Raw genomic sequence first — 19,879 nt, forward strand, 5'->3', positions numbered from 1 at the left:
TCCAAAATATGCAAATCCAACAGGATCAATCAGGTGCCAGCATATACCCGGCACCGCGCACTGTCTGCAAATAGCGCGGCTGTTTAGGGTTATCCTCAAGCTTGCGGCGCAGGCGGGTGATCTGCACATCGACCGCCCGTTCCTGGCTCTGGCCCCGGTCGCGACCCAATTCTTCAACCAGCTGCGTCCGGCTAAGCGGCTCTCCGGGTTTGGCGGCAAACACTTTCATCAGCTGAATTTCGGTCGATGTCAGACGCACCAGATCCTCTCCGCGCCACATCTCGGCGCGTTCGGTGTCATAGCGGATCGGACCAAGGGTAAGGAACTTTGGGGCCCCATCATCGGCAATCTGATCTGGCATCCGCCGCAGAATTGCATTGATCCGCAACAGCAGCTCTTTGGGTTCGAACGGTTTGGCCAGATAATCATCCGCCCCCGCCTCAAGCCCGGCAATCCGGTCCTCGGTTTCGGCGCGGGCTGTGAGCAGTAGAATGGGCGTGGCAGAGGTTTCGCGAATGCCTTTGGTCAGGCTGATCCCGTCTTCGCCCGGCATCATCACATCCAGAACGATGAGATCAAAATCAAGACCCGCCAAAATTCGCCGTGCATGCGCGGCATCCCGGGCGGCGCTGACAAGAAATCCGTGGCGGATCAGGAATTTTTGCAAAAGTCCCCGGATACGTTCGTCATCATCGACAATCAGTAGGTGCGCGTCAGGGTCCATCAGGTCAACGCCCTTCTCTCAAAGCCAAATACGCCTGGCGCATGTCTTCATCCATCATCGCTTCCAATACCGTTTTGAAACCTGCCACCGCCTCTGGTCCGGCCTTGCGATACGCATCCCGCATCCGCACCCGTTGCGCATCCGACAGCTGTCGCTCCAACGCGGCCCCGGCCTCCGTCAACGTCAAATGCCGCTCGCGCTTGTCGCTGCGTCCCACATGACTTTCGACAAGACCATCTTCAATCAAGGTCCGCAACACACGGTTCAGCGATTGTTTGGTGACCCCCAGAATGGCCAACAGATTGTTGACCGTTGTCATGGGCGCACAATGAATGAAATGCAGCGCACGATGATGCGCCCGCCCATATGACAAACCTTCGAGAATGCGATCGGGATCAGCGGTAAAGCCGCGATAGGCAAAGAACATCGCCTCAATACCCTGGCGCAGTTGGTCATCCGTCAGATACAACAATCCCTGTCCACCTGCCGGAAGAGGCCTTTCTGTCATACGCGATCCGTCCGATCTGTCTTTACGCAATGATTTGAAAATACGTCAGTCTTGTTGACATTCCAAGGACCAAATGGTAGCGAATCTCAGTTTTGGCGCAACTTTATGTCCGGATCGGACCTATATTGCGCAATTATTGAAAATCCGGGTAGGGGAGAGATGACATGGCCGGAAGCTACGATGACCGCGACGGAACAATCTGGATGGACGGCCAGATGATCGACTGGCGCGATGCAAATGTCCATATCCTGACCCATGCCATGCATTACGCCAGTTCTGTCTTTGAGGGCGAACGCGCGTATAACGGTAAAATCTTCAAATCGCGCGAGCATTCTGAACGGTTAAAGCGATCGGCCAATATGATCGACTTTGACATCCCCTATACGGTGGATGAAATCGAGGCCGCCAAGGCTGCGGTGCTCAAGGCGAATGGCTTGTCCGACGCTTATGTGCGCGCGGTCGCGTGGCGAGGGGTGGGCGAAGACATGGGGGTCGCCTCTGCCAAAAATCCGGTGCGCATGGCAATCGCAACCTGGGAATGGGGTGCCTATTACGGCGATGCCAAGATGAAGGGGGCCAAGCTGGATATTTCCAAGTGGAAACGCCCGTCGCCCGAGACCATTCCCAGCCACGCCAAGGCAGCGGGCCTTTACATGATCTGCACCATGTCCAAACACGCCGCCGAAGCGAATGGCTGTTCGGATGCCATGATGTTTGATTATCGCGGCTATGTTGCCGAGGCGACTGGTGCAAACATCTTTTTTGTGAAAGATGGCGAAGTGCATACGCCGGACCCGGATTGCTTTCTCAACGGCATCACGCGCCAAACCGTGATTGGCATGCTCAAGGAACGCGGCATCCCCGTGCATGAGCGCCACATCATGCCCGAGGAGCTTGAAGGTTTTGAGCAATGCTGGCTCACCGGCACCGCCGCGGAGGTGACGCCCGTTGGCCAGATTGGCGATTACACCTTTGAGGTCGGCGCGTTGACCCGCGACATCGCCGAGAGCTACGAAAACCTCGTGCGGCTCTGATGTCCGCCACACCGGGCCTTCCGGCTTTCATCGAAGGCTATGGCCCGGTTGTTCCGTGGACAAACACACCCGTCACACCGAAAGTCCGCCGGCCTGTGCGTGCGCCGGTTCAGCCCAGACGTGCCCCGAGTTTGCGCATGGCTCTGGAACGCGCTGATCTGCGCGACGGGGCTGTTTTGTCGTTCCACCATCATTTGCGCAATGGCGACGCGCTTATGGTGCAAACGCTTCTTTTGTGCGCCCAGATGGGGGTGCGGGATCTGACCATCGCAGCCTCTTCGATCTTTCCCTGCCATGCGCCTTTGGTGGCGTTGATCGAACGGGGGATCATCACCCGGATGACGACAAGCTATCTGTCAGGGCCGGTGGCCGATGCTGTGCGGGCAGGCCATCTGGCATATCCGGCCGTGCTTCAAACCCATGGCGGACGCGCCGCCGCGATCGAGGATGGCCGCCTGGATATTGACCTCGCTGTGATTGCTGCCCCGGCGGTGGATGGCGCGGGCAACATCACCGGCGCAACCGGGCGCGCGGCCTGTGGGCCGTTGGGCTATGCCATGGTTGATGCAGCCCATGCGCGCCATGTGATTGCTGTAACAGACGGCCCCGACACACACCTGCCCCGCATCTGTATCCCGGCCTCACGCATTGATCAGATCACCCGCATTAAGACTTTGGGCGACCCCGCGCAGATCGCATCAGGCACCACAGCCAAACCACCCACAGCTGCGGGTCAGAAGATCGCCGATATGACCGCCCGCGTGATCACCGAAGCCTTTCGGCAAGACCCCGAGTTCAGCTTCCAAACCGGCGCGGGCGCAATATCGCTGGCCACGGCCAAGGCATTGGCTCCGATGATGCATGAGGCGAAAATGCGGGGGCGTTTCGCCTGCGGCGGCATCACCGCCCCTCTGGTCGAAATGCAACGCGCGGGGCTGTTCCAAGAGCTCCGCGATGTCCAGGCCTTTGACCTGTCTGCTGTCCGCTCTTACGCGACCGACCGTCATCATATCGGGATATCGGCGTCTGATTATGCCCATCCGGCACGCCCCGATGCGGTGGCACATCATCTGGGATGTGTGGTGCTGGGGGCTGCCGAAATCGACCAGGATTTCAACATCAACGTGACCACCACCAGCGATGGGCGCATCATCGGTGGGTCCGGTGGGCACAGCGATGTGGCCCAGGGTGCAAGATTGACAATTGTGACCACCCAGACCCACGCCCGCGGCGGTCCGAAACTCGTGCCTCACGTGGTGCACCGCACCACGCCGGGATCTTACATCGACATTGTCGTAACAGAGGCCGGCGCGACGATCCAATCAGACAGGTGGCGCAGGCTGGACAAGGCACTTGGGCAGGCTGGCGTGCCGGTGGTCCCAGCGGCAACGCTCTTTCCGCAGCGCACCGACACAGTGCGAGAGCCGTCGCAAAAGAAAACCGTCGCAGTAAGCGAACACCGCGACGGTCGTGTGATTGATGTGGTCCACGCCGGTTAGCCCGGCGACATGCCACGTAGTTTTTCCGACCGGCGACGCAGCATCTCGACCGTGGCCAGCAGGCAGATCGAAATCCCCACAAGAATGGTGGCCGCTGCCAGAATGGTGGGTGAAATCTGCTCGCGCAGGCCGGTGAACATTTGCCAGGGCAGCGTTTGCAATTCCGCAGAGCCAATGAACAAGACCACAACGACTTCGTCAAACGATGTGATAAACGCAAACAATCCGCCTGAAATCACACCCGGCAGGATCAACGGCATCTGCACCTTGAAAAAGGTCGTGACCGGGTTGGCCCCCATATTCGCCGCAGCGCGCGTCAGCGATCTGTCAAAGCCCACCAGCGTGGCGGTGACGGTGATGATGACAAACGGAATTCCCAACACCGCATGCGCCAGAACAACACCCCAATATGTGCCGACAATGCCGATCTTGGAGTAGAAGAAATACATGCCCGTCGCCGAGATGATCAACGGGACAATCATCGGCGAAATCAGGATCGCCATGATCGCGCGCTTTCCCGGCACATGGGATTGCGACAGTCCAATCGCCGCCAAAGTGCCCAGCGACACGGAAATTAACGTCGCAACGGGCGCGATGATCAGCGAATTTTTGACCGCGCTGGTCCATTCCGGGTTGGTCAGGAAATCGCGATAATGCTTGAGCGAATAGGCCTCGGGATCAAAGCGCAACATGCCCGGCGTGAAGGTAAAGAAATTCTCTGCATTGAACGACAGCGGCATGACCACGACAATCGGCGTGATCAGGAAAAAGAAAATCGCGCCGCAGATCACCCGGAAACTGTAATGCCACAGCACCTGCCCCCCGGTCAGGTACGGCACCAGATGCGCGCGGTAGCGGCCCATGCCGATCCAGTAAATGAACCAGCCAAAAAACCAGCCGAACAGTGCGCCCAGCACAAGCCCCGGAGTGGCACCCAGCAAAAAGCCCGCAACCGCCCCCAAGCCGATCATAGCCCAGCGCACTGGCCTTTCCTGCGCTTCGCCCAGCACCTCCATCGCGACAAAGGCAAGCCCCGCCATCAGCAGGCCTCCCACAACGATGCCCAGCACACCAGACCCTTGCGCCGTGCCAATAAACAAACCCGCAATCGCGCCCGCAGCGGCAAGAGTGCCGGTGGTGAACGCGATGGGCTTTTTCTCGATCGGTGTCAGAATGGCTGTCGACATGGCCTCAGCCCCCCAGTTTTACGTTGTCGATGCCGACGATCCGGTCATAGGCCCAATACAGCGCCAAAACGACCACCAGCAGAATTGTGCCCAATGCGGCTGCCAGACCCCAGTTCAGCGAACTGGAAATATGATAGGCGATCCGGTTCGAAATAAAGATACCAGATGTGCCGCCCACGATCTCGGGCGTGATGTAATAGCCGATTGACAGGATAAACACGAGGATCGACCCCGCCCCGATGCCCGGCACCGATTGCGGGAAATAGACCCGCCAGAAGGTCGTCCAGTTGGTCGCGCCAAGCGATTTCGCCGCGCGCACGTAAGATGGCGGGATGGTCGACATCACGGAATACATCGGCAGGATCATAAACGGCAGCAGGATGTGGGTCATCGCGACAATCGTGCCAAACTGGTTGTTGATCATCGTTAATCGCCCGTCATCCGCCACCATACCAAGCCAGACAAGAACATCGTTAATTACACCTTGCTGTTGCAACATCACCTTCCAGGCAGAGGTTCGTACCAGCAACGAGGTCCAGAATGGCAGCAGAACCAGGATCATCAACAGGTTCGCCGTGCGCATCGGCAAGTTCGACAGCAGATACGCAATGGGATAGCCCAAAAGGATGCAGCTGAATGTGATGATAAGGCTCATCACCATCGTGCGTTGGAACAACAACCCATAGATGCGCTCGTCCTCTTCGCGCAGAGCCGGACCATCAGCCGTCTTTTGCATGTCGATGGAGTTCAGGAAATAGCCGCTGGTATATGCCGGGCTGTAGGTTTTGATCGTTTGCCAGATCTCGGGCTGTAACCAGTCTTCGTCGATCTCTTCGAACCCGGCCTGGAATGTGATCGTCTCGAAGCCCTCAGACGCCACCAGTGCATCCGCCGCGCGCAGCATATCCGCCCGCGGGCCGGTATAGCCGGAGACATCACCCTCTGACAGATCCTGATACAGCGCGGTGTGGACAACGGTCCAAGGCTCTTCTTCAAGCGGGCTATCGCCCTCTTCTGTCTGCATGAACCTTGCAAAAATTTCAAAGGATTCGGATGTGCGTGGCAAGATTTCCACAATGTCAGAGCGCAATTCGAAAGCCGGCATCGCCCCGGTTCCGTCCCACGCATCCTGCGCGGTGATCCAGTCCGGATCACCCATCAACTCGGCCCAGGGCCGTGCTTCATCCCAATTCGGGTCCAGATCCTCGAATTGATCCAGATACACTTCGCCAATGTCATCAATGCCGCGCCCCGATTTGCGGAACAAGGACGACGACCCGGTGCTTTCATAATTCAACCGCGACCCAAGCCGCGTGTGCAGCTTGCGTTCTGCCGCATAAAATACGTCGTAATAGGCGGCCTCGAACACCGCATCGCCGGGCAGTTCATCCTGGGACGCATCGTAATCGGCCAATGCCTCCACGGTGCGTGGCATCGTGTCTGACACGATCTGATTTTCCACCGACCGGAACAGCATGTCGATGATCGGAGCCACGAATGTCACCAGAACAAAGATCAATAGCGGTGCAATCAGCATCAGCGCACGCAGCTTCTGGGCGCGCAATGCCCTGGCAAGCGATCGTTTCAACGGTGTTCCGTCGGCGGCCAAAACCGGGCCGCTATCGGCCTTGTCTGCAGCGCGCAAGGCGTTGTCGGGCGTCGGCCCCGTGATCTTGTCCGGTTCAGTTGCTGCGTCCGTCATGGCTCAGGTGCCCTCGACTAGTATAATTGTGCTGGTAGCGGTGCGACGGCGGATCTCGGCGACCTCTTGATAAGCGGGGTCGGAATACGCGCGCTTGGCTGTCTCGTAGTCATCGAATTCAATGACGACATGCCGGTCCTGGCTACTGCCCTCGGGTGTCTGTGATTGTCCGCCACGCACGATGAACCGTGCGCCATAGGCTTCCAGAATCGGCGTATCGCGTTCGATATATTCCTTGTACGCCTCGGGAGCATTCACGGTGATATGGCCGATGATATAGCCTTTGGGCATGTAAAATTCCTTTGTGACGAGGAGGGCATCCCTGCCCTCCTCGATCTTGTGCAGGTGGGCAAACCGCCCATCCGCTGCATCAGATCAACGTGCCAACCACGCCTGGAACTTCGCGTCGATGTCGTCGCGATAATCTGCCCAGAATTCGTAGTTATAGAGGAACGTGTTCGCCGCGTTTGCGGGATCGGTCGGCATGTGCTGCGCCATTTCGATACCCAGATCGGCATGCGTGCTGACCAGCGGTGCAGACGATGCACGCGCAGGACCGTAAGAGATGTACTTTGACTGGTCCGCAAGACGCTGAGTGTCGGTCGCGAACACAAGGAAGTCCTTTACCCGCGCAAGACGGTCCTCAGACAGACCTTCGGGAATAATCCACCCATCAAGGTCGAACACCTGCGCGTCCCACATCATCGCAACGGGCTGGTCCTGCTCTTCGATCACGCTGAACAGGCGGCCATTATAAGTGGAGCCCATAAAGATTTCGCCATCCGCCAAAAGCTGTGGCGTGTCCGCACCAGCCGACCACCAGATCACCTCGTCCTTGATCGTGTCCAGCTTGGCAAGCGCACGGTCCTGACCTTCGTCAGTTTCCAACACGTCATAGACGTCATCTTTTGCGACCCCGTCACACAGCAGCGCCCATTCCATATTGTTGATTGGGCGTTTTTCCAGGGCGCGTTTGCCGGGGTATGTTTCAAGATCGAACACATCACAGATTTCATCCGGGGCATCCGCGCCTTCGGGAACCATGTCCGTGCGGTAGCCGAATGTGGTCGAATACACGATCTGCGGGATAAAGCAGTCTGACACGATCAGATCACCGAAATCGTCGCTGGCACTGGTCCCGTCGGGCGCGGCAGCCAGCAATTCATCGTGATCGACTTCCATTGCCAGACCTTCGTCACAAAGCCGAATCGCGTCAGCGGCAACGACATCCACCAGATCCCAGGTGATATTGCCGGCTTCATTCATCGCGCGCAGCTTGGCCACGGCCTCGTTCGAGCTTTCATCCCAGCTGGCGCTGACATCGGAATTCATTTCCAGATAGGGTTCGACATAGGCTTTTTGCTGGCTGTCCTGATAGGCACCGCCCCAGCTGACCAGTGTCATGCTGTCGGCCATATCCTGCGCAGAGGCACCTACGGCGGCAACGGTGAGTGCGCTGGTCGCCAGAAGTGTGTGTGACATTTTCATTGATATTCTCCCATTTCGACCCGTTTCTTGACATGTGGCAGAGGTTGTCGGGCCGCCCAACCAACGCCTGCAATGTCACATGGGAGCAATCCCATGCGGCATCTCATTCAGTTGGGTGCGTCCAGCGCATGACAGTCCTCGGGCAACCACCCGATTTCAATCTGCGCGCCGGGTTCAAGCCGCACCTGGTCAGGTGCATTCCGGGTTTTAATGACAAATTCATCATTGCCCGCAACCTTGAGCCGCGTGCGGAAAATGTCACCCATATAAATGAATTCCAGCACTTCGGCCTTGAGCGTATGCGCCCCGTCCTGCAAGCGATCCTTGTTGAATTCCACGCGCTCTGGCCTGATTGACACACGCGTCCGATCACCGACACCGCTGACATTCACAGGCACCGCGTCAATCAGCTCTCCATCATCCAGTTGCACCAGACATTGGTTGCCCTGAATTTCACGGATCACGCCTTCCATCGTGTTGTTTTCACCGATGAATTGCGCAACGAAACTGTTTTGTGGCTTCTCATAAAGCTGATCCGGCGGTGCAAGCTGCTGAATCCGTCCGTCATCGAACACGGCAACACGGTCCGACATTGTCAACGCCTCGGTCTGGTCATGGGTCACGTAGACAACCGTGATGCCCAGACGATGGGCAAGATGTGTGATTTCGAACTGCATTTTTTCACGCAGTTGTTTGTCCAACGCGCCGAGCGGTTCATCCATCAAAACCAGCTCCGGCTCGAACACCAGCGCCCGCGCCAGCGCGATCCGCTGTTGTTGTCCGCCAGACAGCTGCGCAGGACGGCGCCCGCCGAACGCCCCCATTTCCACCATATCAAGCGCGCGCTTTACCTTCGCTTCGCGATCAGATTTGCCAATCTTGCGCACTTCCAGAGGAAAGCTCAGATTCTCGGCAATGGTCATATGGGGAAACAAGGCGTAATTCTGAAACACCATCCCGATGCCCCGCTTGTGGGGTGGAATATTGTTGATCGGCTGGCCGTCAAGACGGATATCCCCGTGCGTGGCTGTCTCAAACCCCGCCAGCATCATCAAACACGTTGTCTTGCCCGACCCCGACGGGCCAAGCATCGTCAGAAACTCGCCTTTCGGCATCGTGAGGTTCAGATCTTTGACGACAAGCTGTACGCCGTCATAACTTTTTTGCACTCGCTCAAATTCTACGAACGCGTCATTGTGTGACGTGTCGGGCAAACCGTACTCCCTGATATGACGCGGTTTGGCACCGCTTTGATTGCAGACTAAAACGCGTTGAGGGTCATATTGCAACCGGAATGCCGGAATTAACATTGTCAGTTTTGCGAGAATATTTTTCCAGGCGGGCGTTCGATCCACCTAAACCTTATGTGAACTGCGCCGGGATCGGCTCAAAACGCCGCAAAACGGCGCCCCCTCGCCTGTTCCGTATACTCTGATGATAAATGTGGCGCGGCACCTGCGTTTTCGGAAACCCTGGACCCCAATCAATGCGCATTACGGACCTGATTGTCGCTTGACCTTGGTTCAGTCTGGTGTCCAGTAGGTTGAAAGCTGACAACGAAACAACGCGTTATGGCGAGGGAAAACCTTTGGCACTTAAGCTAATCGAAAAACTGGGTTTGAAACTTGCGCCCCCCTCGACACCCAGCTTTGTGCCCGCACATCCGTATGACTTCAGTCATGTCCCATCGCCGCTAAAGCGGCCCCCCACCTGTCAGGCTATGATGGTTGACGATTTGAAGATCATCTACCTGCCCATAGCCAAAAACGCATGTTCTTCGCTGAAACGATTAGTGGCCAATCTGGGCGGCGTCGAATTACAGGATGGCGAAGACATTCATCACAAACTGGATGCCAACGACACAGGGCTTCAATTTGAAGACCGAACAGACAACGATATCCGCCGCGCGCTGTCAGACCCATCCTGGATGCGCTTTGTGGTCATGCGTGATCCGCTTGATCGTCTTGTGAGCGTCTACGTGGAGAAATTTGTCCAGAATCGAACGATTGCCGGACAGGCCCCAACAACTGGTCCGGTTTTAGAAGCCGTCCTTGGCAAAGAGGACCTCACACCAGAAGATTTCGATACTGGAATAACCTTCCGAGAGTTTGCCGAGTATATCCTGTCGGAACGTCCGGAGCGCCTGAACGGTCATTGGCGGCCACAGGCAGAATATCTTGGACACATTCCCTTCACGCATATGTATGACGTCAAAAACCTGGAGCAGCTTGCAAACGACCTGCGCGGCCATATCGGTCAAGACATCGACCTGCCCCGTATGAACGTGTCGCGCGAGGCTGCAAAAAAGCCGATCTACGACACACACGCGCCCGACAAACGACCGACAGACCTTTCAAATGCCAAACATCTGAGTATGGAAAGCTTTCTTCCACCGGACCTTCGATCCCGGTTGGAAGAATATTTTGCGACCGATGTCACATTGCATAATGTCCTGTCCAAAAGCGACTGCTCTTCTGCATAACAATTCCTGTAGCAACATCGTAAATCGCCTGCCGCCCCACCGATGAAGCGCGAGACAATTCCCGCATTTTGCATGGATTGGCCACAATCCAGCCAAAGTCGACATCTAAACACTTCGGAAACCATACCGTGCAATGTCTGTACGGATATGAATCGAGGTTTTGATGCTGGAATTCGAAAACGTCAGCAAGTCATTCTGGACGGGATCGCACCGCAAGGTGATCCTCGATCGGGCCTCGTTTCGCGTGGATATCGGGCAATCGCTTGGCATCCTCGCGCCCAATGGGACAGGCAAAACCACACTGGTCAAGATGATGGCCGGACTCGAAAAACCGGATGAAGGCACAATTCGCAAAACCAGCCGTGTGTCCTTTCCGCTGGGGTTTATGGGCGGTGTCGTGACCAAGCACACGGCAATGGAAAATTCACGCTTTATTGCGCGGCTCTACGGCATAGACCCCGATTATGTCGAAGCCTATTGCCGGTGGCTGTGCGATCTGGGGGAATATTTTGATCAGCCGCTGGGCACGTATTCCTCTGGTATGCGGGCGCGGTTCACATTCGCTTTGATGCTGGCGCTCGAATTCGACATCTATCTCGTGGACGAGGGCATGCCGACCTACACCGATGTGGAATTCAACCGAAAGGCCGGTGACATCCTGGCCGAACGCCTGCGGACCACGACGATGATCATCGTATCCCACCAACACGAAACACTGGCACGATTCGCCAACAGAGCAGCCGTTCTGCGCGACGGCCAGCTGCACATGTTTGACACCTTGGAAGAAGCGAAACAGCTCTATGACTACGAAACCCAAGGCTAAGCGGTTCCGCATCCGCCGCAATACCACCGCCCCCGGAACCGGGCCGGTGGCCGCTGCCGGACACCCTCAGCAAGCTGCGGCAGAAACGCAGACGCCCCGCGTCCAACGCCCGGCAGATGGCGGTGTCGAAAAAGCACTTGCCGCCATCCGAGAGGAAGGTCTGACCGGCCGTCAACTTCGCATGGCGCGGCGCATAGCCCAGAAAAACGGGCTGACGCCAAATTCGGATTTTGAAGCTGTCTATCTGTTGCGTCTCAAGGGAATTGATCCCTTTCAGCGGGAAAATGCACTGGACCTCATGGTGCCGGACGCCGCCAAAGCCCAACCCAAAGACCGCTCTGCACCGCTCGCGGCCCAGCCGCAGCTGCCGCAAACGGTGAAACAGGACAAAGACAACCTGCCCGCAACCGACCCGCGTAGCCCGGCAGAGCGACGCGCGCAGGAAATCATGGCCATCCAGAAAGACATGGCGCGCCGTCGCAACCGGCGTTTGCGCATGCTCTTCACACGTTTGGCGGCCTTTGTTTTTCTGCCCACGCTGATTGCCGGCTGGTATTTCTTTGCGGTCGCAACACCGATGTATGCGTCAAAATCGGAATTCCTGATCCTCAAGGCCGAATCTGGCGGCGGCGGGATGGGCGGATTGTTTTCCGGCACTCAATTTGCCACCAACCAGGATGCGATTGCCGTTCAAAGCTATCTGACCTCCAAGGACGCGATGCTGCGACTGGACCGCGACGAAGGGTTCAAAGCGCATTTTTCACAACCCGAGCTTGACCCCCTGCGCAGGCTGGATGCAGATGCGACAGCCGAGGACATGTACAAGCTATACAAAAAATACGTGCAAATCGGATATGATCCGACCGAAGGCGTCATTCGAATGGAAGTGGCTGCAGCCAACCCACAAATTGCGACAAATTTTTCAACCGCGCTGATTGGTTATGCCGAAGAACGCGTTGATAATCTGTCGGCGCGCAAACGCGAAAACGCGGTCAAGGACGCTCAGCTTGGTCTGGATGACGCCGAAGAAGCGCGACGTGTGGCGCAGGAACGGCTTGTGCGCCTGCAACAAAACAGCGCGGTGCTTGATCCACGCGCCAGGATCGCCGCCTTGCAGACGCGGATTGAAACCGTTGAAACCCAACTGCAGGACAAAAACCTTCAGCTGCAGGCGCTGATGGACAACGCCCGCCCCAATCGCAGCCGGGTGGAAGGTGTTCAAGCCGATATTCGGCGGCTTGAAGCGCTCAAAGCCGAAATCAACACAGAAATGACCGCAGCATCCGAAGGTGCAGGATCACTGGCTGAAACCGCTGTGCAAATTCAACTTGCCGAAGCCGATCTGGCCACCCGCGACATGATGCTTGCAGCAGCCCTTGAACGGCTTGATCAGGCGCGGCGCGATGCAGACAGTCAGGCCCGGTATCTGACCACCTCTGTATATCCCCTGCCCTCTCAGGACCCCAGCTATCCGCGCTCTTTCGAGAACACGCTACTGACGTTTCTGGTCTTCTCCGGGATCTATCTGTTGATTTCGCTGACGGCATCGATCTTGCGGGAACAGGTCGCGAATTAATCGCAAACACCCCCCGGTGACATCCTGGATCGCGCGCCATATAAGGCGCGCGACTTTGCTTATGACAGATCAGAGGATCGACATGACCACCCTCGTTTTTGGACACAAATCCCCCGACACCGACAGCACCGGCAGCCCGATCATCTGGGCCTGGTATCTGAACCAGATCAAAGGCAAAGACGCCAAACCCGTGCTTTTGGGCGAACCCAATACCGAAGCGGCGTTTGTTCTGTCCCATTGGGGGCTGGAAAAGCCTGAAATCATTTCTGAAATCGCCGCAGATCAACCGGTTGTTATCGTCGATACCAACAACCCGGCGGAATTGCCCGACGCGATCAACAGCGCCGATATCCGTGGAATCATTGACCATCATAAATTGGTGGGCGGTCTGGAAACAAAAGGCCCCATCGACATCCGCATCGAACCGTTGGCCTGCACGGCCACCATCATGTGGAAAATGATCGGCGACGATCTGGCGCAGGCCCCCACCAATATCAAAGGCGCGATGTTGTCCTGTATCCTGAGCGACACGCTCGAATTCCGTTCGCCCACCACAACACAGGAAGACAAAGCCATCGCCTATGCATTGGCCAAGGATCTTGATGTGTCTATCCCCGATTTCGCGGCCAAGATGTTTGCCGCAAAATCCGATGTTTCGGCCTTTTCGGATGCTGAATTGCTGCGGATGGACAGCAAGGAATACCCGGTTGACGGAACCAAATTCCGCGTCTCCGTGCTTGAAACGACAAGCCCGGCAACAGTGCTTGACCGCAAAGACAGCCTGATGGCCACCATGGCGGATGTGGCCGCCGAAGACGGCGTCGATCAGGTGTTGCTGTTCGTCGTGGACATTCTGAACGAAGAGGCCACCTTGCTGATCCCCAATGACCTTGTGAAAACCCTCGCCGAGAAAAGCTTTGATGCGTCTGTGTCCGGCGACACGGTTGTCCTGCCCGGTGTTGTCAGCCGCAAAAAGCAGATCATTCCAAACCTCAAGCTTTGATTGGGCACAGGGTTAAGATCAGTCCGGAACCGGAATTGGTGGCACTCGCGCTGGGTCTGTTCCTGCTGATCAACGCCCTGACCTATCTGCTCTTTGCCTTTGACAAACGGCGCGCCATTGCCAAACAGTGGCGCGCGCCTGAACGAGTGCTTTTGTTTTACGCGTTGATCGGCGGCTGGTTTGGGGCCAAAATGGCCCAACGCCGCCTGCGCCACAAAACCCGCAAAGAGCCGTTTCGCACGTCGCTCAATCGCATCCCCGCGATCTGGACATTCGCTGCGCTGGGACTGTTCGCTTGGAGCAAGATCTGACCCGCGTTGACGCGCCTGTCATCCAGAGTGTCGAAAAATAGCGCAAACAGCTTCGGCTTGTAGCCTGCCCGCTTGTGCGAATTTTCGGTCGTCGTTCACCATGGGGGTTGCGGCTTTGCACCGCTTCGCTATGCCAAGAACAAAGCAGGAGGCCACCGTGACCCAGATCATCAATTCGCTCGCCGATATCGCCAACCGTTATGACGTGCTTTTGGTTGATCTTTGGGGCTGCGTTCACAATGGCGTCTCGGCCTATGACGAGGCCGTGGCCGCACTCAAAGGGTTTCGCAAAGGCGGGGGAACGGTTGTTCTGCTGACCAACGCGCCCAGATCCCGCCATGAAGTCGCGAAACAACTGGAACGCCTTGATGTGTCGAAAGACGCATATGACACGATCGCCACCAGCGGCGACAGCGCCCGCGCCGCGATGTTCCAGGGGGCCGTGGGCGAAAAGGTCTGGTTCATGGGCCAGCCACATGACGAATCGTTCTTCGATGAGTTGGAGCTGGTTAAAGATCCGGTGACCATCCAACGCGTCCCCCTTGAAGACGCGGAAGGCATTGTCTGCTGCGGCCCGTTTGATCCTCTGGCAGATCCGGCCGTGAACCGCCCGCAATTTCTGTTTGCCAAACAAAAGGGCCTCAAGCTTTTATGTGCCAACCCGGATATCGTTGTTGATCGTGGTGAAACCCGGGAATGGTGTGCGGGCGCGCTGGCACTGCTTTACACCGAAATGGGCGGCGAAAGCCTATATTTCGGCAAGCCACATCCCCCGATCTATGATCTGGCCCGCCGACGCCTGGCCGAACTGGGCAAAGACGTTGACCGCTCGCGTATTTTGGCGATTGGCGATGGTCCACATACCGATATTGATGGTGCTATGGGCGAAGACATTGATGCGCTGTTCATCACAGGTGGGCTGGCGGCACAGGAAACAGGGACACAAACCCAACCTGATCCAGCACGGCTTGACGCTTTTCTTGCCAAGGAACGCATATCCCCACAATTCAGCATCGGTTTCTTGCGCTAGGCTGGCACAGTGCCCGTTTAGCGACCGGCCCGAACAACAAAGTGCACAGGGTCGTTCATCGAACGGAAGGGCGGCGCACCGTCAAATTCCTCCGACAGAGTGCCATTCTTTCCCGGCGTGACAGCACGTTGACCGGATTTTTCGAACGTGCGCGGCAAAAAAATGACGGTTGCGTCAAACCAACACTTGATTTTCTGCACCTGCAAAGTAATAAAGTTTCCAACACGGGCCGGAATCCTAACTTTATATTACTCTGATGCCCGAGAGTGGAGTGGATAATGTTGGACAACCTACCGCGCGGAACAATCTGCATCGAAGACATCGAAATGGGCATGTCCCGTCATTTGCGCAAAGAAGTGACGGACATGGATATCGAACTGTTTGCGCAGGTCTCAACCGACCGCAATCCGGTTCACCTTGATGATGACTATGCCCAGGACACGATTTTTGAAGGTCGCATCGCCCATGGTATGCTGACCGCCGGTCTGATCTCTGCGGTTATCGGCGAACAACTGCCCGGTCATGGCACGGTTTATCTGGGTCAGTCGCTGAAATTCCTGGCACCGGTTCGCCCCGGTGATGTGGTCTATGCCGAGGTCAAGGTGATCGACATCGACATCGCAAAGCGGCGTGTGACCTTGGATTGTCATTGCTCGGTCGAGGGTAAAAAAGTGTTGATTGGCGAAGCCAAGGTCCTTGCACCGTCCCGCAAATTCGACTGACGTTTCCAACGGCAAAGATGCGGCACTGTGTCTTTCGATTTCTGAGCCGGGAAAATCACCGCTCTGGCCCGGTCTTGGGATTGCACTGCCCCTAAGCGCCCGCTAGTCCTGCGCGCATGAAAATTGTCCGGGATTATCAATTCGTCTCGCCCCAGGATAAAGGGGCAACGGTGGCGATAGGCAACTTTGACGGCGTGCATCTTGGCCATCAGGCGGTGATTGCGCAGGCGCAAACGGCGATGCCTGATGCGCCCTTGGGCGTCCTGACATTCGAACCGCACCCACGCGAATATTTCGCACCTGACGCGCCCGCATTCCGCCTGATGAATGCCGAAGCCCGCGCCACGCGGCTGAACAAATTGGGCGTAAAAGTTCTGTACGAGCTGAATTTCAACACGCAACTGGCCGAACTGACCCCAGAGGCGTTCGCGAAAGCCGTCATTTCTGAAGGGCTTGGTCTGCGTCATGTTGTCGTCGGAGAGGATTTTTGTTTCGGCAAAGGCCGCACCGGCACCGTCGGTGATCTTGTTGAGTTTGGTCACAAACTTGGCTTCGGTGTCACAGTGGCGGAATTGGTTGCGTCCTCATCCGGTGCCGTATCCTCGACGGCGATCCGGACGGCGTTGTCGGATGGCAAACCACGGGTCGCGGCGGACATGCTGGGACACTGGCACCGCATCGAAGGGCCAGTGATCGGCGGCGAACAACGCGGACGAGAGCTTGGCTATCCGACGGCTAATATGTCAATCGACGGCCTGCATCCGCCGAAATTCGGTGTCTATGCGGTGATTGCTGATGTGCTTGATGGACCCCACGCCGGGTCGTATCACGGGGCGGCGTCAATTGGCGTGCGGCCGATGTTTGGCGAAAACCGCGCCAATCTGGAGACTTTTATCTTTGATTTCAGCGGCGATCTATATGGTGCAACCATCTCGATTGCGCTGGTCGAGTTTTTGCGACCGGAGCTGAAATTCGACAGCCTTGACGCTCTGATCACCCAGATGGATGCCGATTGCGACACGGCGCGCACCATTCTGTTAAACCTATGAGCAGTGATCCGATTGATCGCTCTGGCCTCGCCCCACGCTTTTGGGAACGCAAGGCCCTCAAGGATATGTCCCCGCAGGAATGGGAAGCCCTGTGCGACGGATGCGGAAAATGCTGTTTGAACAAACTTGAGGATGAAGACACCGGGCATGTCGAATTGACCCGTGTCGCATGCCGTCTCTTTGACGACAGCACCTGCCGATGTGCGCAATATGACATCCGCCACCAGTTTGTTCCGGAATGTATCGTTCTCAAACCCAACAACATCGACGATCACGCCTATTGGATGCCGCAAACCTGCGCATATCGTCTGCTTTGGGAAGGCAAGCCGCTGTACGATTGGCACCCGCTGATTTCTGGAACACCCCAATCGGTGCATGATGCTGGCGTATCAATGAAAGACCGGACCGTACCGGAATTTGAAATTCACGAAGATGATTGGGAAGACCACATCATCGAGGAACCGACCTGATGTTCTTTGCCTCTGACAACAGCGGCCCGGTGCCACAAGAGATATTGGACGCCCTGACCGAAGCCAACACAGGCTACACGTTCGGCTATGGGGCAGAGCCGTTGATGGAGGAGGTACAACACCTTATTCGCGATATGTTCGAGGCTCCGTCAGCGTCGGTTTACCTGACGGCGACCGGCACGGCGGCCAATGCGCTGGCCCTTGCGACGCTGGTTGACCCCTTTGACACGGTGTTTTGTTCGCCGGTCGCGCATATCGAAGAAGACGAATGCAACGCGCCCGAATTCTATACAGGCGGGGCCAAGCTGACCCTTGTGGGCGATAGCGACCGCATGACGCCCGACAGCCTGACCCGCGCCATCGAAAGCCAGGGCAATCGGGGGGTTCATGGCCCCCAGCGCGGCGCGGTATCGATCACACAAGTGACTGAAATGGGAAATGTTTACACGCTGGCGGACCTCCAGGCGCTGTGTGATGTCGCCAAATCCTATGGCGTGCCGGTGCATCTGGACGGTGCTCGATTTGCCAATGCCGTGGTTGCTTTGGGCTGTTCGCCTGCCGACATGACATGGAAACGGGGCGTTGATGTCGCGGTCTTTGGCGGCACCAAAAACGGTTTGATGGGGGTCGAAGCGGTGGTCTTTTTTGACGCAGAGCAGGCCGATACCTTTGAATTGCGTCGGAAACGCGGCGGTCATCTTTTTTCAAAGCATCGTTATCTGTCGGCCCAGATGGCGGGATATCTCCGCAATGACCTGTGGCACCGACTGGCCCGGCAGGCCAATGCCAAATGCCAAAAGGTCTATGACGGATTGCGCGCTGTCGACGACGTGACAATCCTGAATGATGTGACCGCCAATATGATTTTCTTCACCGCCCCGCGCGCGTTCCATCAACATCTTCAGGGGCACGGCGCGCGATATTATGTGACAGGCGGTGATTTGGACAATGGTGATCCGCAAAGCGGTCTGACCGGGCGCATTGTGTGCGATTGGTCTTGTCCCGATGACGCGCTGGACAGCTTTCTGGGTTTGCTGAAAACGCCATAAGAAAAAGGGCTCCCGAGGAGGAGCCCTGACTTGTTACGCATACGTGGCAAATTAAGAGAGACGTCAGTTATACTGGAATTGCAGCGCATAGCTGCCATCTTCGAATGCGCCGAAAAGATCGGGCACATCCGGGTGTTCAACAGGTTCACCGGAATAATCCGCGATCAAATTCTGCTCTGACACATAGGCCACATAAAAACTTTGATCGTTCTCCGCGAGAAGATGATAGAATGGCTGTTCTTTCGCAGGCCGACTGTCCGCCGGAATGGCTTCGTACCATTCCTCGGTGTTGTTGAATTCTGGATCGACGTCAAACACCACGCCCCGAAAGGGGTGTCTGCGATGCCGTACCACTTGGCCAATATTGTATTTTGCGCGTTGTCTGATCATGAGTCCCGTCCGTTGCCACATACTTGCCTGATTTTTGTCGCATTGTCCAATTCGGGCACAGAGAAAATGGGAAACAGTTTGTGTCTTGCTTTGACACGGCCCGTTTCGCGACCAAAGCACAGAATTGCCACCAACCGGAATTGTGATTTCCCCTCATACAAGTTTGCGGTACACTACGGCCAATCCGAAAGGCAGAGAAACTGCCTTCGTCCATATAAGCGAGAGGCAGATGAGCAGACTCTTTCGCGCCCTGGTGATCGTTTTGCTGGCAGCCTCTTGCGGGGGCGGTGGCGGGACGACGGCGCCCCGAAACCTGGACAACGCATGTTCGATCTTGCAACAGCGCCCTGGCTATTTGCGGGCCTTCCGCGCAGCCGAGCGCAAATGGGGCGTTCCGGTGCATGTGCAAATGGCGTCGATGTACCAGGAAAGCAAATTCAAATCCGATGCACGCACACCGTTCCGCTATACTCTTGGCGTTATCCCAATGGGGCGTCAAAGCTCCGCCTATGGCTATAGCCAGGCACTTGACGGCACATGGCAGGAATACGTCGATGACCAGCGGCGTTTTCGGGCACGACGCAACAACATCAAAGACGCGACCGATTTTATGGGCTGGTACATGGCAGAATCGAACCGCCGCCTAGGTATTTCGCTCAACGACGCCCGCAATCAGTATCTTGCCTACCACGAAGGCCGCACCGGTTTTGCGCGGGGCAGTTACAACCGCAAAGCCTGGTTACTGCGGGTCGCGGACGAGGTCGCGGCACGCTCTGTGGTGTATCAGGGCCAATTGGCCACCTGTCGACGCCTCAGATAAAACGCCGCCGTT

21 protein-coding genes are annotated in these 19,879 nt (G+C 56.6%); 13 read left to right on the forward strand and 8 right to left on the reverse strand.

Features of this window, described 5'->3' with window-relative positions:
- Window positions 1–25 precede the first annotated feature (25 nt).
- Window positions 26–727 carry a response regulator gene (locus ACG74X_RS12400; RefSeq protein WP_411235623.1) on the reverse strand — a complete coding sequence of 234 codons (702 nt, stop codon included), beginning with the start codon at window positions 725–727 and terminating at the stop codon, window positions 26–28.
- Window position 728: 1 nt separating this feature from the next.
- Window positions 729–1,232 carry a MarR family winged helix-turn-helix transcriptional regulator gene (locus tag ACG74X_RS12405; RefSeq protein WP_411235178.1) on the reverse strand — a complete coding sequence of 168 codons (504 nt, stop codon included), beginning with the start codon at window positions 1,230–1,232 and terminating at the stop codon, window positions 729–731.
- 164 nt (window positions 1,233–1,396) lie between these two features.
- On the opposite strand from ACG74X_RS12405, the gene ACG74X_RS12410 reads away from it, so the two are divergent.
- Together ACG74X_RS12410 and ACG74X_RS12415 are read left to right on the forward strand one after the other, a co-directional pair.
- Entirely contained in the window at window positions 1,397–2,266 is an 870-nt protein-coding gene (locus ACG74X_RS12410; protein ID WP_411235180.1) for a branched-chain amino acid aminotransferase, read from the forward strand.
- Complete coding sequence (locus ACG74X_RS12415) at window positions 2,266–3,765, forward strand: citrate lyase subunit alpha (RefSeq protein WP_411235181.1); 1,500 nt, start codon at window positions 2,266–2,268, stop codon at window positions 3,763–3,765. The genes ACG74X_RS12410 and ACG74X_RS12415 overlap by 1 nt, the downstream gene beginning before the upstream one ends.
- On the opposite strand, the gene ACG74X_RS12420 is transcribed toward ACG74X_RS12415, so the two are convergent.
- The 5 genes from ACG74X_RS12420 to ACG74X_RS12440 form a co-directional block, all read right to left on the reverse strand.
- Window positions 3,762–4,952 (reverse strand): ABC transporter permease, encoded by a 1,191-nt coding sequence (locus tag ACG74X_RS12420; RefSeq protein WP_411235182.1) that lies wholly within the window; start codon window positions 4,950–4,952, stop codon window positions 3,762–3,764. The genes ACG74X_RS12415 and ACG74X_RS12420 overlap by 4 nt on opposite strands.
- A gap of 4 nt (window positions 4,953–4,956) precedes the next feature.
- The gene (locus tag ACG74X_RS12425; protein WP_411235183.1) at window positions 4,957–6,654 is read right to left on the reverse strand and encodes an ABC transporter permease; all 1,698 of its coding nucleotides are present in this window, start codon (window positions 6,652–6,654) and stop codon (window positions 4,957–4,959) included.
- 3 nt (window positions 6,655–6,657) lie between these two features.
- On the reverse strand, window positions 6,658–6,945 hold the full coding sequence (locus tag ACG74X_RS12430; RefSeq protein WP_411235184.1) for a DUF1330 domain-containing protein: 288 nt from the start codon (window positions 6,943–6,945) through the stop codon (window positions 6,658–6,660).
- A gap of 84 nt (window positions 6,946–7,029) precedes the next feature.
- Window positions 7,030–8,142: an extracellular solute-binding protein gene (locus ACG74X_RS12435; RefSeq protein WP_411235185.1), complete on the reverse strand. Its 1,113-nt coding sequence runs from the start codon at window positions 8,140–8,142 to the stop codon at window positions 7,030–7,032.
- A gap of 107 nt (window positions 8,143–8,249) precedes the next feature.
- Window positions 8,250–9,356 (reverse strand): ABC transporter ATP-binding protein, encoded by a 1,107-nt coding sequence (locus ACG74X_RS12440; protein ID WP_411235186.1) that lies wholly within the window; start codon window positions 9,354–9,356, stop codon window positions 8,250–8,252.
- 374 nt (window positions 9,357–9,730) lie between these two features.
- Between ACG74X_RS12440 and ACG74X_RS12445 the strand changes: the two genes are divergently transcribed.
- The 10 genes from ACG74X_RS12445 (at window position 9,731) to ACG74X_RS12490 (ending at window position 18,657) form a co-directional block, all read left to right on the forward strand.
- Complete coding sequence (locus tag ACG74X_RS12445; RefSeq protein WP_411235187.1) at window positions 9,731–10,624, forward strand: sulfotransferase family 2 domain-containing protein; 894 nt, start codon at window positions 9,731–9,733, stop codon at window positions 10,622–10,624.
- Window positions 10,625–10,787: 163 nt separating this feature from the next.
- Entirely contained in the window at window positions 10,788–11,447 is a 660-nt protein-coding gene (locus ACG74X_RS12450) for an ABC transporter ATP-binding protein (RefSeq protein ID WP_411235188.1), read from the forward strand.
- On the forward strand, window positions 11,425–13,023 hold the full coding sequence (locus ACG74X_RS12455; RefSeq protein ID WP_411235190.1) for a capsule biosynthesis protein: 1,599 nt from the start codon (window positions 11,425–11,427) through the stop codon (window positions 13,021–13,023). Before ACG74X_RS12450 ends, ACG74X_RS12455 begins: the two co-directional genes overlap by 23 nt.
- Window positions 13,024–13,105: 82 nt before the next feature.
- Window positions 13,106–14,026, forward strand: coding sequence for a manganese-dependent inorganic pyrophosphatase (locus tag ACG74X_RS12460; RefSeq protein ID WP_411235191.1), 921 nt, complete (start codon window positions 13,106–13,108; stop codon window positions 14,024–14,026).
- Between the two features lie 38 nt (window positions 14,027–14,064).
- Window positions 14,065–14,337, forward strand: coding sequence for a DUF1294 domain-containing protein (locus tag ACG74X_RS12465; protein WP_411235192.1), 273 nt, complete (start codon window positions 14,065–14,067; stop codon window positions 14,335–14,337).
- Between the two features lie 157 nt (window positions 14,338–14,494).
- Complete coding sequence (locus ACG74X_RS12470) at window positions 14,495–15,367, forward strand: TIGR01459 family HAD-type hydrolase (protein WP_411235194.1); 873 nt, start codon at window positions 14,495–14,497, stop codon at window positions 15,365–15,367.
- Between the two features lie 278 nt (window positions 15,368–15,645).
- Window positions 15,646–16,089 (forward strand): MaoC family dehydratase, encoded by a 444-nt coding sequence (locus ACG74X_RS12475; RefSeq protein ID WP_411235195.1) that lies wholly within the window; start codon window positions 15,646–15,648, stop codon window positions 16,087–16,089.
- A 116-nt stretch (window positions 16,090–16,205) separates the two neighbouring features.
- Window positions 16,206–17,138, forward strand: coding sequence for a bifunctional riboflavin kinase/FAD synthetase (locus ACG74X_RS12480; RefSeq protein WP_411235196.1), 933 nt, complete (start codon window positions 16,206–16,208; stop codon window positions 17,136–17,138).
- Window positions 17,135–17,608, forward strand: coding sequence for a YcgN family cysteine cluster protein (locus ACG74X_RS12485; RefSeq protein ID WP_411235197.1), 474 nt, complete (start codon window positions 17,135–17,137; stop codon window positions 17,606–17,608). The genes ACG74X_RS12480 and ACG74X_RS12485 overlap by 4 nt, the downstream gene beginning before the upstream one ends.
- Window positions 17,608–18,657, forward strand: coding sequence for a threonine aldolase family protein (locus ACG74X_RS12490; RefSeq protein WP_411235198.1), 1,050 nt, complete (start codon window positions 17,608–17,610; stop codon window positions 18,655–18,657). The genes ACG74X_RS12485 and ACG74X_RS12490 overlap by 1 nt, the downstream gene beginning before the upstream one ends.
- A gap of 63 nt (window positions 18,658–18,720) precedes the next feature.
- On the opposite strand, the gene hspQ is transcribed toward ACG74X_RS12490, so the two are convergent.
- Window positions 18,721–19,047 carry a heat shock protein HspQ gene (gene hspQ, locus ACG74X_RS12495; protein WP_411235199.1) on the reverse strand — a complete coding sequence of 109 codons (327 nt, stop codon included), beginning with the start codon at window positions 19,045–19,047 and terminating at the stop codon, window positions 18,721–18,723.
- Window positions 19,048–19,276: 229 nt separating this feature from the next.
- Between hspQ and ACG74X_RS12500 the strand changes: the two genes are divergently transcribed.
- Window positions 19,277–19,867, forward strand: coding sequence for a transglycosylase SLT domain-containing protein (locus ACG74X_RS12500; RefSeq protein WP_411235200.1), 591 nt, complete (start codon window positions 19,277–19,279; stop codon window positions 19,865–19,867).
- Window positions 19,868–19,879: the final 12 nt, after the last annotated feature.

The sequence above is a fragment of the Marivita sp. S0852 genome, assembly GCF_046591575.1.
Lineage (GTDB): Bacteria > Pseudomonadota > Alphaproteobacteria > Rhodobacterales > Rhodobacteraceae > Marivita.

Coding starts and splice junctions, on each gene's coding strand:
- ACG74X_RS12405 (WP_411235178.1), bottom strand. CDS start 1,232: ATGACAGAAAGGCCTCTTCCGGCAGGTGGACAGGGATTGTTGTATCTG.
- ACG74X_RS12410 (WP_411235180.1), top strand. CDS start 1,397: ATGGCCGGAAGCTACGATGACCGCGACGGAACAATCTGGATGGACGGC.
- ACG74X_RS12415 (WP_411235181.1), top strand. CDS start 2,266: ATGTCCGCCACACCGGGCCTTCCGGCTTTCATCGAAGGCTATGGCCCG.
- ACG74X_RS12420 (WP_411235182.1), bottom strand. CDS start 4,952: ATGTCGACAGCCATTCTGACACCGATCGAGAAAAAGCCCATCGCGTTC.
- ACG74X_RS12425 (WP_411235183.1), bottom strand. CDS start 6,654: ATGACGGACGCAGCAACTGAACCGGACAAGATCACGGGGCCGACGCCC.
- ACG74X_RS12430 (WP_411235184.1), bottom strand. CDS start 6,945: ATGCCCAAAGGCTATATCATCGGCCATATCACCGTGAATGCTCCCGAG.
- ACG74X_RS12435 (WP_411235185.1), bottom strand. CDS start 8,142: ATGAAAATGTCACACACACTTCTGGCGACCAGCGCACTCACCGTTGCC.
- ACG74X_RS12450 (WP_411235188.1), top strand. CDS start 10,788: ATGCTGGAATTCGAAAACGTCAGCAAGTCATTCTGGACGGGATCGCAC.
- ACG74X_RS12455 (WP_411235190.1), top strand. CDS start 11,425: ATGACTACGAAACCCAAGGCTAAGCGGTTCCGCATCCGCCGCAATACC.
- ACG74X_RS12460 (WP_411235191.1), top strand. CDS start 13,106: ATGACCACCCTCGTTTTTGGACACAAATCCCCCGACACCGACAGCACC.
- ACG74X_RS12475 (WP_411235195.1), top strand. CDS start 15,646: ATGTTGGACAACCTACCGCGCGGAACAATCTGCATCGAAGACATCGAA.
- ACG74X_RS12480 (WP_411235196.1), top strand. CDS start 16,206: ATGAAAATTGTCCGGGATTATCAATTCGTCTCGCCCCAGGATAAAGGG.
- ACG74X_RS12485 (WP_411235197.1), top strand. CDS start 17,135: ATGAGCAGTGATCCGATTGATCGCTCTGGCCTCGCCCCACGCTTTTGG.
- ACG74X_RS12490 (WP_411235198.1), top strand. CDS start 17,608: ATGTTCTTTGCCTCTGACAACAGCGGCCCGGTGCCACAAGAGATATTG.
- hspQ (WP_411235199.1), bottom strand. CDS start 19,047: ATGATCAGACAACGCGCAAAATACAATATTGGCCAAGTGGTACGGCAT.
- ACG74X_RS12500 (WP_411235200.1), top strand. CDS start 19,277: ATGAGCAGACTCTTTCGCGCCCTGGTGATCGTTTTGCTGGCAGCCTCT.